Consider the following 11,840-nt stretch of genomic DNA (forward strand, 5'->3'; position numbering starts at 1 on the left):
GTCATAATGAGGTATTTAACTGCTGGTGAGTCTCACGGTAAACAATTAACCACAATTATAGAAGGTGTTCCTGCACAAATGACGTTATTAAAGGAACAAATTAATGAGTCTCTCATTAGAAGACAAGGCGGGTATGGACGTGGCCGCAGGATGAAAATTGAAAAGGATTTAGTTGAAATTACAAGCGGGGTAAGACATGGTTATACTCTAGGTTCACCTATTAGTCTTGTTATATCCAATGATGATTTTAAACATTGGACACACATCATGGGAGAAGAGCCTGTTCAAGATAACGCTGATATAAAACGCCAAATAACTAAACCTAGACCTGGCCATGCAGATCTAAATGGTGCATTAAAATATGGACATAGAGATATGAGAAATATTCTTGAACGATCATCAGCCAGAGAGACTGCTGCTCGTGTAGCTGCAGGGTCAGTCGCTAAAGTTATCTTAAATGAAGTAGGAATTGATGTAGTCAGCTATGTTAAGCAAATTTATAATGTTAGAGCACTTGATCATCCGAATATGACTTTGGAAGAGAAAAAAAGGAAATCTAATGAATCCCCTGTTAGAACTTTAGATCAAGAAAGTGAACAAGCAATGATGAGCGAGATTGACCAAGCTAAAAAAGATGGTGATTCAATAGGTGGAGTCGTTGAAGTTCATGTCGAAGGAGTTCCAGCTGGCTTAGGTTCTCACGTTCATTATGATCGTAAGTTAGATGGGCGAATTGCTGGAAGTGTCATGAGTATTAATGCTTTTAAAGGGGTAGAGTTTGGGGTAGGTTTTGATGCTGCTAATAGAAGAGGAAGCGAAACTCACGACGAAATAGATTATGACCCCGAAAAAGGGTATTTGCGTAAAACGAATCGATTAGGTGGTTTTGAAGGTGGCATGACTACTGGAATGCCAATCATTGTAAAAGGAGTCATGAAGCCTATTCCAACTTTATATAAACCATTAAACAGTATTGATATTGATACAAAAGAGCCGTTTCAGGCAAGTATTGAAAGGTCTGATGCTTGTGCTGTCCCTGCTGCATCTGTTGTTGTGGAGCATATTGTAGCGTGGGAAGTAGCAAATGCTTTACTAGAACAATTTACATCAGATACCATTGACCAATTAAAAGATGAATTCCAAAAGTATAGGGAAAGGATTAGGCAGTTTTAATGGAACAGTTGTCAGTAAGGTCCTATAACCATACGTATCCGATTTTAATTGGGAAAGGAATTAGATATAAACTTTCTAAATTTCTAAAGGGTAAAGATTACAGCCAATTAGTTATTATCACAGATGAAAATGTTTACAAACATTATCTTAATGATATAACTGACGATTTAAACCGTGATTTTATAATAAAAGTATTTACAGTGTCGCCCGGTGAACAAGCGAAATCATTGAAGGTTTATGAAGAAATTCAAAAGTATTTGTTAGCTGAAAATATAGATCGTTCTTCAGCAGTTATAGCATTAGGCGGAGGAGTCATAGGTGATTTGGCAGGATTCGTAGCTTCTACCTACATGAGAGGAATCTCGTTTATTCAAGTTCCTACTACTTTACTTGCTCATGACAGCAGTATTGGTGGAAAAGTGGCGATTAATTTAAATTCGACTAAAAATGTTTTGGGTAATTTTTATTCTCCAGATTTAGTCCTTTATGATACGGAAACATTCTTAACTTTATCAGAAAAAGAATTAAGATCTGGTTTTGCAGAAATGGTCAAACATGGTTATTTAACAAAAAATGGTCTTTTAAATCGATTAAAACTTGAAATGAATGAATCGATTAATCCAATGGCAAAAGAGTTCGATCGATTATTATTAGAATCGATAAAAGTAAAACAGAAAATAGTTGAATTAGATGAATTTGAGTCAAATGAACGTAAATTCTTAAATCTAGGCCACACATTAGGTCATGCGATTGAAGCGATTAAAAGTTATTCTCACGGGGAATGTGTGATGTATGGTCTGCTTTTCTGCCTATATGTTTCCGGGGTAAAAAAGGGGCAACCACAGAAGTTTTTAGATGAAGACTTATTAAACTGGGTTTTCAGTTTGAAATATCCGCTCAATTTGATTACAAAAGAAGATTTAGACTTACTAGTTAATAAAATGGCAAATGATAAAAAAACAATTAATCAAACAATTAATTTTGTTTTATTAGAAAATATAGGAAATCCATATATGTCATCATTAAAGCCTGAAGAAATTAAGCAATATTTGTTAGATTTTATGGAAATGATGAATTAAGGGAATGAATTAAATGAAACCTTTAAGCAATTCACATAAACAACTAAAAGGAACTTTAGAAGTACCTGGTGATAAATCGATCTCACACCGCGCGATTATGTTAGGCGCACTAGCACAAGGAGAAACAAAAGTTTATAACTTCTTACACTCAGAAGATAGTATGTCTACAATACTTGCGTTTCAGAGATTGGGTGTTGACATTGATAAAAATAACAACACAGTAACTATTTACGGTAAAGGCGTACAAGGACTTTCTCAACCAAAGGATTCAGTCAACATGGGTAATTCAGGGACGACTGTAAGACTTATAAGTGGAATCTTAGCAGCATTACCTTTTAATACGAAGCTGGTCGGTGATCAATCTTTAAGTCATAGGCCTATGGACCGAATTATAGAACCACTAACAGAAATGGGAGCATCTATTGAATCTAGTGGTGGTACATTACCTATGCTAATAAGAGGTAGACCATTAACTCCAATTCGTTATCGGTTACCGGTTGACAGTGCTCAAGTTAAATCAGCAATTATGCTTGCAGGGCTATTAACAGAAGGGATAACAACTGTACTCGAGCAAAATACAACTCGTGACCACACTGAGAGAATGCTGCCGATATTTGGTGTTGAAGTAAATCGAAATGACCAAGGAATACAACTAGAAGGACGACAAAACTTAGCTAGCAGTACCATTCATGTTCCTGGAGATGTTTCTTCGGCTTCTTTTTGGGTTGCTGGTGCTACAATTACGCCTGGAAGTCATGTAACAATCAAAAACGTCGGCTTAAACCCAACTAGACTCGGTTTTATTAACGTGCTAAAGCGGATGGGCGCTCAAATAAATACCGAAGTAAAACGGTATGAAGGAGATGAGCCGATTGGTAACATAAGCGCGAGCTATACAGAAAGACTTACACCTACTCCTTTACAAAAACACGAAATCGCAACATTAGTTGATGAAGTACCATTATTAGCCCTAGTTGCTACTCAAGCTAACGGTCAAATGAAAATGAAACACCTCGAAGAGCTTCGTTATAAGGAATCAGATCGAATCAAAACGACTGTAAATACATTAAAACAATTCGGAGCTACGATTATAGAAACTGAGGATGGTATGATTATAGAAGGTAAGCAAGAATTACATGGTGCTCAAGTTGATTCATATGGAGATCACAGAATTGCCATGATGGCATCAATCGCTTCTTTTATTACGACTTCTAAAGTTACAATAAAAGATACTGAATGCATCAGAATTTCCTACCCTAGATTTTTTGAGGATTTAGCTTCAATAACTATTTAACGGAATGAACAGGAGGGGATCAAATGGACCCGATTAAGGACGCATTAGACTTATATGATGCTGGAAACGTCAATGAAGCAGTCAATCATTTAATGGAAAATGCCAGAGAAATAAGCGAACAAGATCAATTTTCAGTAGCAGAATTATTACAACAGTGGGGATTTTTGGATGAGGCTAGAAGGTTATTTGAGGAACTATACCGAACTTATCCAAATGACCACCAAATCAAATTCCAGTTAGCTGATATTTATATAGACCTCGAGATGGATTCAGAGGCATTAGAACTTATTGAAAGTATTGAGCCAGATGATCCGGAGTATATAAACGCTTTGATGATATTAGCTGATATTTATCAATCACAAGGTCTAAATGAAGTAGCTGTACAGAAATTGCTTCAGGCAAAAGAATTACAACCAGATAATTATTTAATTGATTTTGGTATAGCTGAATTAGCTTTTCATCATGGAGAGTTTCAAAAAGCCTTAGATCATTATGAGAAGTTAGAAGCACACGAAGGAGAGTTCCCTTTTGTCACTATCCATGAGCGGTTAGCTGAATGCTACGCTTCCCTAGGGAAATGGGAAAATGCGTTAACATACTATCAAGAGTTAGAGTTAAAAGAGCCTGATCAATTATTTAAGTATGGTTACACGGCATTTCAATTGGAGCGTTACGACATAGCCATTAAAGCTTGGAATGACCTTCTGGACCTCGACCCTGATTATACAAGTGTTTATCCATACTTAGCAAAAGCATATGAGGAAGAAGGCGTGATGGAATCTGCACTTGATATTCTGAAACAAGGTCTGAAAAAAGACGAATATAATATTGAACTATTTATTAATATAGCAAGGATTGAACTAAAACAAGATCAATTAGAAGCCGCCAAAAGTCATTTGAAAGAGGCTATAGCTCTAGACCCAGGTCATGAGAAAGCTATTATTGAATTATTTTCGATCTACGAGTCACGTGACGATTGGGATGATGCTAAAAAATTAGTAGAAGAACTTATGAAATTTGATGCTTATCCAGAGATTTTAGATTGGTTAGCGGGACAAGTATACAATGAACTAGAAGAATTTGAGAAGGCTAAAAATTCATTTGAAAAAGCTTATTTAACTTATCATAATGATGCTGATTTCTTGAAAGAATATGGATACTTCTTAATTGAAGAGGGACAAATGAATAAAGCTATCCAGTTACTAAAAGACTATTTAATACAAAACCCTGAAGATCAAGACACTAAAGAATTCCTACATCGCCTGCAGGGTGGAATTTAAAAAGAGGGTGAAAATATGGGTGTGACGACTAATCAAAAGCGAGTCTTCATAAATTGGTACTTGGATCATCACAGAACTGAACGTAGAGAAATGGTATGGTTATTAGAATACATTTTGAAACGTGAAAATATCCTCAAACATTTACATTTTGTATTCGAAGCACATTTGTGTCCAAGAAGCATAATAATCTCAACAGATAATGATGAGAAGAGACCTTTTAGATATTATAAAGACCATGTTGTGACAACAGATGTAGATAAAGCTTTTCACGATATAAGACTAAATCCTGAAGATACGATTTATGTTGAAATGAAGTTTGAAGGAAATAGACAATCTACTGAATATGCTGAAGTTTTAGAAGACAACCCATATTTACCTGAAGACTATTATTTAGAAAATGAAGATTATATCTTATTAGAACGTATTCTTGAAGCATCGTCTTATCAGTCTAAAATTCATTTATTAAAAAGTAAAATAGATGCTGCACTTGACCAAGGAAATGTAAACGCATTTAATAAGTGGAGTGACGAGCTAAATAAACTAATGGAAAGTAATAAATATAAATCTTAATAGGAGTTTTTAAATGAAATACCTAAATGCTGATATTAAACAATACACTCAAGCTAAAAAATATGTTGACACTGCCATTTTACCTTTAATTCCTTATTCATTTAATTCTGACCAAGATTTGTTACAGCTATCTTCTCAAAAGGAATTAATACAACTTTATATCTCGCAAATTGAAAGTGAGCTGAAAGGCCGTGTTTTTTCTTTACCTGAATATTACTACTTAAAACAAGACAAAATACTTGATGAGGAAAAAGAAAGATTGAAAGGTTTCATCTCGCATATCAACCAACAACCTTTTGAGTATATTTTTCTAATTACTTCAGATAGTAAATGGAGAAAAGCCTCAAGAGATTTAGATGCTGAGTTAGTTTGGCTCCCAGGTTTCAGCAGTACAGAAATGAATCAAGAAGAAACTCAAAAATTCATTCAATCTCAAGTTCAAGAGATTAAAATGCTGATTCAAGATAGCTGGTCCGATTAATTATGACATTTTTTCATCTAAAATGTGGTTTTTATTGACCACTTTTCAGGATTGCGCTATCATTGTATTGTCCTAATAAATATGTGTATCATCAATACCCTGTTCGTTGTAATTGATGAATAGAGGGGGGAAAGACATGACTAATAAGAAAAGCCAAGTATCGCGTAGACAATTTTTAAACTACACTTTAACAGGTGTAGGCGGATTTATGGGAGCAGCTATGGTTGCACCAATGGTTGGTTTTGCGATTGATCCATTACTTAAAGGCGAAAAGAAGACTGAATTCGTCTATGTTATGGATGTGGATGAAATCACAAATGAACCACAACGTAAAACCTTCCCTGTCGATCAAGTAGATGGTTGGTACGAATCTAAAGTTGATCGTTCTGCATGGATTTTTAGAACTGAAGAAGATAAAATTCTTGCATTATCACCAGTTTGTACACACCTAGGATGTGTTGTTGACTGGAATTCTAAAGCAGAATTTGAAAATGAGTTCTATTGTCCTTGTCATGGTGGTCGTTATACTAAAAAAGGTGTTAATATTCAAGGAACACCACCAACAGAACCACTTCATGTTTATGAACAAAAAATTGAAGATGGAAAATTATTGTTAGGTAAAGCGGTAGCTAGAAAGGAGGCGTAATAGATGCTTAATAAAGTTTATGACTGGATTGATGAGCGATTAGATATTACGCCTATTTGGCGAGATATTGCAGATCACGAAGTGCCAGAACACGTAAACCCAGCGCATCATTTCTCTGCGTTTGTATACTGTTTTGGTGGATTAACATTCTTCGTAACAGTAATTCAGGTTTTGTCTGGAATGTTTTTAACAATGTATTATGTTCCAGATATCATTAATGCTTGGGAATCAGTTAAGTATTTACAAACTCAAGTCGCTCATGGACAAATTGTTAGAGGTATGCACCACTGGGGAGCAAGTGTTGTTATCGTAATGATCTTTCTACATACATTACGCGTGTTCTTCCAAGGTGCTTATAAGAAGCCACGCGAACTTAACTGGGTTGTGGGGGTCTTATTATTCTTTGTAATGCTAGGTTTAGGTTTTACAGGTTATTTACTACCATGGGATAATAAAGCGTTCTTCGCAACACAAGTAGGGTTAGAAATTGCTGAAAGTGTTCCATACATTGGTGGAGATTTAAAAACATTACTAGCTGGTGATCCAGAAATAGTTGGTGCTAAAACATTAGCAAGATTCTTTGCTATTCACGTATTCTTCTTACCAGCAGCATTGTTTGCATTAATGGGAGCACACTTCATCATGATTAGACGTCAAGGTATTTCTGGACCACTATAAGTTATAATTCCATGTCATGAAAAGGAGGGAACACAGTGCAAAGAGGTAAAGGAATGAAATTTGTCGGGGACTCTCGTGTACCTGATAAAGAAAGTCGTAATAAAATTCCGAAAGATTACTCAGAATATCCCGGTAGAACAGAGGCTTTTTGGCCTAACTTCTTATTAAAAGAATGGTTAGTCGGTGCTGTTTTCTTAATTGGATTCTTATGCCTAGTGGCAGCAGCTCCTTCACCACTTGAACAACAAGCGGATCCAAATAATTCATCATATATACCATTACCGGACTGGTATTTCTTATTTCTTTATGAATTACTTAAGTACGAATTTGCTGCAGCTGAATATGTTGTAATTGGTACTGTTATTATACCTGGACTAGGTTTTGGTGCCTTATTATTAGCACCTTTCTTAGACACTGGAACAGAACGTAGACCATCAAAACGCCCAATTACAACAGGTTTAATGCTTTTAGGCATTATCGCAACTGTTTGGTTGACTTACAAATCAGCAGCACACGTTGATTGGGAAGAGAGAGCCAAGTATTCAGTTGAAGCAGTACCAGATGTTGAAATTGATGAAGAGCATCCAGGCTATGAAGTTTATGCTAACAACTGTTTATCTTGTCACGGTGATTCCTTACAGGGTAATCCAGGGATGGCACCTACATTAGTAGGAATTCCATATAATGCTGAGCAAATTAAAGATATCGCTAAAAATGGTATTGGTGAAATGCCAGCCAACCAGTTTTCAGGAACTGAAGAGGAACTTAATCAGTTAGCTGAGTTTATTGTATCTACTAATAAACAAGCTTCTGGTGAAGGTGAAGGCGAAGGTGAAAGTGAAGGTTCTGAAGAAGGATCTCATTAATCATAAAAGCTGACTTGTCATTAAAACAAGTCAGCTTTTTAATATAGTTAGGTGATATAATGCTGTTGAAATTAAAGTTCATATTAATGGATCGGACTTTTTTAAAATTACTTTTAATCGTCAATATTCTAGGTACAATTTATGGATACATTTGGTATGAATATCAACTTGTACTAACACCATTGCATTTTATACCTTTCGTTCCTGATAGTCCGACAGCTTCTTTATTTTTTGTTATCGTATTGATTGGATTTTTAGTGGGAAAAAATTATAAATTGTTTGAAGCCTTAGCCATGTTAACACTATTTAAATACGGTCTTTGGGCTGTAGTTATGAATGTATTAACTTTTATTGAATTAGGTGAAGCTTCCCCAGCTGGTTTAATGCTAATTGTCTCGCATGGTGCAATGGCGATTCAGGGCTTATTGTATGCTCCTTTTTATAAGATAAATTGGATTCACCTTGTCATAGCTGCGATTTGGACATTACATAATGATGTTATTGACTATGTCTATGGTATGATGCCTATCTACGGCTCACTTGATCAATATATGTCACACATTGGTTATTTTACGTTCTGGCTAAGCATTCTATCTATTTGGTTAGTTTATAAATACGGTCTGGTCCATCGTACCAAAACAACCCCATAAGCCATATAATATAAAAAAGCTTATGGAGTGTTTAATATGTATAACTTCCTAATTGCATGGGTTGTCATGAATCATTTATCAGTTTCAAATCAGATTATGACAATAATAATTGTTTTTGGAAGTGTAATCCTCACATTAGTTTATGTGGCTTGGAAACGATATTATTATAACCACCACAGAAGCAATTTTATTGATAAAAATTACACAGATGAATAAAATTAATATATAGACATAATAATGGAGGAATGCCAAGATGGGGATAGGAGCTTTTCTAATTTACTTTGCGGTTCTATTAATTCTTCCTTTATGGGCACAAAGTAAAGTTAAGAACACTTATAAAAAATATATGAAAGTCCCGAATTCATCTGGAATGACAGGGGCTGATGTTGCCAGAAAAATTCTTCAAGAAAACGGCATCAATGATGTAAGAGTGGAAGAGACAAGAGGATTTTTAAGTGATCATTATGATCCTCGTAAAAAAGTGGTTAGATTATCTTCAAATAATTATCATGAACAGTCTAAAGCTGCTGCAGCTATTGCTGCACACGAAGTAGGACATGCGATACAAGATGCACAGGATTATGCATTCTTACGTTTCAGACATGCTCTAGTACCAGTAGCAAATTTAGGGTCAAATATGTCCTTTTTCTTAATTATTGCTGGTTTCTTATTAGGCATGACTGGTTTAGTGGGGATTGGAATCGTTTTTATGGCATTTGCTGTTTTATTCCAATTGGTTACTTTACCAGTAGAATTTGATGCATCAAATAGGGCAATGGACCATTTAGTTTCTTCAGGAGTCATCACAAGTTCAGAGCACCCAGAAACAAAGAAGGTACTAAATGCTGCTGCTTTAACGTATGTTGCAGCTGCTGTTGTTGCATTAATGGAACTTGTTCGATTCGTATTAATGTTTCTGCACATGGATGAATAGTTATACAAAATCCCTTAGAGTTTCGAACTCTAAGGGATTTTTTTAAGTAATCGGTTTTTTGTTTTCATCTAATGTAAACCCTTCACCTAGTACGTCATGAACCGATGTTACAGCAACAAAAGCATGAGGATCTATTTCGTCTATAATTCCTTTAAGTTTAACTATTTCATTCCGACCAACTACACAATATAAAACATTTCGTTCCTCACCAGTAAAACTTCCACTTCCATGTAAAACGGTAACGCCTCTGTCCATTTGCTCGTGAATAACTTCTGAAATACGACCACTTTTTCCAGAAATAATCATGGCACCACGAGCAGAATAAGCGCCTTCTTGAATAAAGTCAATGACACGGGCTCCTATGAACACGGCAACTAATGTATACATCCCTTGGATCGGTTTAAGGTATAAAATAATGGATGAGAAGATGACTAAAGCATCAAACAAAAACATCGTACGTCCCATACTCCAGCCTACATATTTATGCACTAATCTAGCGATGATATCAACTCCACCAGTTGTGCCTCCATACCTAAATATTATTCCTAGACCGACTCCAATAAAAGTACCTGCAAATAAAGCTGCTAATGTCATGTCATTTCTTAATGAAAATTCTAATGTGTATATTTGAAAAATCCATAAGAAAACAGATACTGCAACTGTACCAATTACGGTATAAATAAATGTATTAATCCCTAGGAGCCTCCAGCCAATTATAAACACTGGAATATTAAGAACTAAGTTCATAATTCCAGGGTCTAAATTAAACATGAAATACAATAATAGGGTGATTCCAGTAAATCCACCTTCAGCTAAATTGTTTTCCATATTAAAATTAACTATTCCAAATGAAAAAATTGCTGAACCCAATAAAATAAATAGGGTATTTTTTACTTTTATATGATATTTCATATAATCCCTCCTTTTACAAAGCACTTTAAATATTATAGACAATGGATATTAATGGTTCAATATAAAATAAAAGATTTGTCAAAATAGTTGGATTTAGCTACCATTAGGATAGGCAATAAGAAAGGTGATTATCATGACAAATTCACATAATGATTTAAAATTGATGCAAGAACGAGTAGATAATTTTATCAGCCAATTTGAAGAAGGGTACTTTTCTCCACTTGCCATGACGGCAAGAATGACAGAGGAGCTTGGTGAATTAGCTAGAGAAGTTAATCATTATTATGGGGAGAAGGCTAAGAAAAGTAGTGAAAAAGAGAAACTCATAGAAGAAGAATTAGGTGATTTATTTTTTGTATTAATTACATTTGCTAACTCTTTAAATATTGATCTGTCTGAATCATTTGATATGAGTATGTCAAAAATTGAACAACGAGATCAAAACCGCTTTACAAAAAAGGAGAATCAATAATGGCAGAGACTATTAATGTAATGCTAGCAGGACCTAGAGGAAAAATGGGTACCGAAGCTTTAAAAATGATTGAAACAACTGACCACTTTAATTTAGTTGGTTGCATTGATCGTAAATATAATGGCAAAACAATTAAAGACCTTGAGGGCCTTCCTTCGCTAGATGCACTGATTTACACCGATCCAGAAGAAGCTTTTGAACGACTTAATGCAGATGTGTTTATAGATTTAACCAATCCTGAAACAGGTTTTAAACATACAAAAATAGCTTTACATAATCATATTAGACCTGTGATAGGGACGTCTGGATTTTCGGAAGAGCAATTAGATGAGTTAAAACAATTAAGTCAAACTCAACAAACTGGAATCGTTATTGCTCCTAACTTTGCAATTGGTGCTGTATTAATGATGCGATTCTCTCAAATGGCAGCAAAACACTTTCCAAATGTCGAAATTATAGAAAAGCATCATGATGAAAAATTAGACGCACCATCTGGTACAGCAGTTAAAACAGCACAATTAATAAAAGAAGTAAGGGAATCTAAAAAGCAAGGTCACCCAGATGAGCATGAAACATTAGATGGAGCTCGTGGTGCGACAGTAGATGGAATGCATATTCATAGTGTAAGGCTTCCAGGTTTTATAGCTCAGCAAGAAGTTATATTTGGCCAAAGTGGACAAACCTTAACCATTCAGCACAATTCAACTGATCGCCAATCATTTATGAGTGGTGTTAAATTCGCAGTAGAAGAAGTCATGAAGACGGATCAATTTGTATATGGTTTAGAAAATTTAATGGAGTAGGT

At 35.1% G+C, this 11,840-nt stretch carries 14 protein-coding genes; 13 read left to right on the forward strand and 1 reads right to left on the reverse strand.

The annotated features are described in order from the left end of the window. Positions 1–6: 6 nt before the first annotated feature. The 11 genes from aroC to ACFSW4_RS15915 all read left to right on the forward strand — a co-directional run bounded on the left by aroC (position 7) and on the right by ACFSW4_RS15915 (position 9,651). The gene (gene aroC / locus ACFSW4_RS15865) at positions 7–1,173 is read left to right on the forward strand and encodes a chorismate synthase (RefSeq protein ID WP_377330509.1); all 1,167 of its coding nucleotides are present in this window, start codon (positions 7–9) and stop codon (positions 1,171–1,173) included. Beyond that, positions 1,173–2,252, forward strand: a complete 1,080-nt coding sequence (gene aroB, locus ACFSW4_RS15870; RefSeq protein ID WP_377330511.1) for a 3-dehydroquinate synthase — start codon at positions 1,173–1,175, stop codon at positions 2,250–2,252. The genes aroC and aroB overlap by 1 nt, the downstream gene beginning before the upstream one ends. 13 nt (positions 2,253–2,265) lie before the next feature. Beyond that, positions 2,266–3,546, forward strand: a complete 1,281-nt coding sequence (aroA, locus tag ACFSW4_RS15875; RefSeq protein ID WP_377330512.1) for a 3-phosphoshikimate 1-carboxyvinyltransferase — start codon at positions 2,266–2,268, stop codon at positions 3,544–3,546. Positions 3,547–3,569: 23 nt separating this feature from the next. Then, positions 3,570–4,826: a tetratricopeptide repeat protein gene (locus ACFSW4_RS15880; RefSeq protein ID WP_054753151.1), complete on the forward strand. Its 1,257-nt coding sequence runs from the start codon at positions 3,570–3,572 to the stop codon at positions 4,824–4,826. A 15-nt stretch (positions 4,827–4,841) separates the two neighbouring features. Beyond that, entirely contained in the window at positions 4,842–5,396 is a 555-nt protein-coding gene (locus tag ACFSW4_RS15885) for a ReoY family proteolytic degradation factor (protein WP_054753149.1), read from the forward strand. 13 nt (positions 5,397–5,409) lie between these two features. After that, on the forward strand, positions 5,410–5,877 hold the full coding sequence (locus tag ACFSW4_RS15890; RefSeq protein WP_377330513.1) for a DUF2487 family protein: 468 nt from the start codon (positions 5,410–5,412) through the stop codon (positions 5,875–5,877). Between the two features lie 136 nt (positions 5,878–6,013). Further along, positions 6,014–6,523: a QcrA and Rieske domain-containing protein gene (locus ACFSW4_RS15895; RefSeq protein WP_377330514.1), complete on the forward strand. Its 510-nt coding sequence runs from the start codon at positions 6,014–6,016 to the stop codon at positions 6,521–6,523. Positions 6,524–6,526: 3 nt separating this feature from the next. Continuing rightward, the gene (gene qcrB / locus ACFSW4_RS15900) at positions 6,527–7,201 is read left to right on the forward strand and encodes a menaquinol-cytochrome c reductase cytochrome b subunit (RefSeq protein ID WP_377330515.1); all 675 of its coding nucleotides are present in this window, start codon (positions 6,527–6,529) and stop codon (positions 7,199–7,201) included. Between the two features lie 35 nt (positions 7,202–7,236). Further along, entirely contained in the window at positions 7,237–8,067 is an 831-nt protein-coding gene (locus ACFSW4_RS15905) for a menaquinol-cytochrome c reductase cytochrome b/c subunit (protein WP_377330516.1), read from the forward strand. Between the two features lie 59 nt (positions 8,068–8,126). Next, positions 8,127–8,717: a DUF1405 domain-containing protein gene (locus ACFSW4_RS15910; RefSeq protein WP_377330517.1), complete on the forward strand. Its 591-nt coding sequence runs from the start codon at positions 8,127–8,129 to the stop codon at positions 8,715–8,717. 253 nt (positions 8,718–8,970) lie between these two features. After that, positions 8,971–9,651 carry a zinc metallopeptidase gene (locus ACFSW4_RS15915; protein WP_377330518.1) on the forward strand — a complete coding sequence of 227 codons (681 nt, stop codon included), beginning with the start codon at positions 8,971–8,973 and terminating at the stop codon, positions 9,649–9,651. 42 nt (positions 9,652–9,693) lie between these two features. Here ACFSW4_RS15915 and ACFSW4_RS15920 read toward each other — a convergent pair whose 3' ends face one another. Further along, a complete protein-coding gene (locus tag ACFSW4_RS15920; protein WP_377330519.1) occupies positions 9,694–10,563 on the reverse strand; it encodes a YitT family protein in 870 nt (289 codons plus the stop codon). A gap of 133 nt (positions 10,564–10,696) precedes the next feature. On the opposite strand from ACFSW4_RS15920, the gene ACFSW4_RS15925 reads away from it, so the two are divergent. Together ACFSW4_RS15925 and dapB are read left to right on the forward strand one after the other, a co-directional pair. Further along, the gene (locus ACFSW4_RS15925; RefSeq protein WP_377330520.1) at positions 10,697–11,035 is read left to right on the forward strand and encodes a nucleotide pyrophosphohydrolase; all 339 of its coding nucleotides are present in this window, start codon (positions 10,697–10,699) and stop codon (positions 11,033–11,035) included. After that, positions 11,035–11,838, forward strand: a complete 804-nt coding sequence (dapB, locus tag ACFSW4_RS15930; RefSeq protein WP_054753141.1) for a 4-hydroxy-tetrahydrodipicolinate reductase — start codon at positions 11,035–11,037, stop codon at positions 11,836–11,838. Before ACFSW4_RS15925 ends, dapB begins: the two co-directional genes overlap by 1 nt. The last annotated feature ends 2 nt before the right edge of the window (positions 11,839–11,840 follow it).

Source organism: Piscibacillus salipiscarius (assembly GCF_042685285.1).
Taxonomy (GTDB): Bacteria; Bacillota; Bacilli; order Bacillales; family Alkalibacillaceae; genus Piscibacillus; species Piscibacillus salipiscarius.

What these genes read in the sequence shown, in the direction of transcription:
- qcrB (WP_377330515.1), top strand. Translation starts at nt 6,527, where the DNA reads ATGCTTAATAAAGTTTATGACTGGATTGATGAGCGATTAGATATTACG.
- aroB (WP_377330511.1), top strand. Translation starts at nt 1,173, where the DNA reads ATGGAACAGTTGTCAGTAAGGTCCTATAACCATACGTATCCGATTTTA.
- ACFSW4_RS15920 (WP_377330519.1), bottom strand. Translation starts at nt 10,563, where the DNA reads ATGAAATATCATATAAAAGTAAAAAATACCCTATTTATTTTATTGGGT.
- ACFSW4_RS15885 (WP_054753149.1), top strand. Translation starts at nt 4,842, where the DNA reads ATGGGTGTGACGACTAATCAAAAGCGAGTCTTCATAAATTGGTACTTG.
- ACFSW4_RS15925 (WP_377330520.1), top strand. Translation starts at nt 10,697, where the DNA reads ATGACAAATTCACATAATGATTTAAAATTGATGCAAGAACGAGTAGAT.
- aroA (WP_377330512.1), top strand. Translation starts at nt 2,266, where the DNA reads ATGAAACCTTTAAGCAATTCACATAAACAACTAAAAGGAACTTTAGAA.
- ACFSW4_RS15890 (WP_377330513.1), top strand. Translation starts at nt 5,410, where the DNA reads ATGAAATACCTAAATGCTGATATTAAACAATACACTCAAGCTAAAAAA.
- ACFSW4_RS15895 (WP_377330514.1), top strand. Translation starts at nt 6,014, where the DNA reads ATGACTAATAAGAAAAGCCAAGTATCGCGTAGACAATTTTTAAACTAC.
- ACFSW4_RS15915 (WP_377330518.1), top strand. Translation starts at nt 8,971, where the DNA reads ATGGGGATAGGAGCTTTTCTAATTTACTTTGCGGTTCTATTAATTCTT.
- ACFSW4_RS15880 (WP_054753151.1), top strand. Translation starts at nt 3,570, where the DNA reads ATGGACCCGATTAAGGACGCATTAGACTTATATGATGCTGGAAACGTC.
- dapB (WP_054753141.1), top strand. Translation starts at nt 11,035, where the DNA reads ATGGCAGAGACTATTAATGTAATGCTAGCAGGACCTAGAGGAAAAATG.
- aroC (WP_377330509.1), top strand. Translation starts at nt 7, where the DNA reads ATGAGGTATTTAACTGCTGGTGAGTCTCACGGTAAACAATTAACCACA.
- ACFSW4_RS15910 (WP_377330517.1), top strand. Translation starts at nt 8,127, where the DNA reads ATGCTGTTGAAATTAAAGTTCATATTAATGGATCGGACTTTTTTAAAA.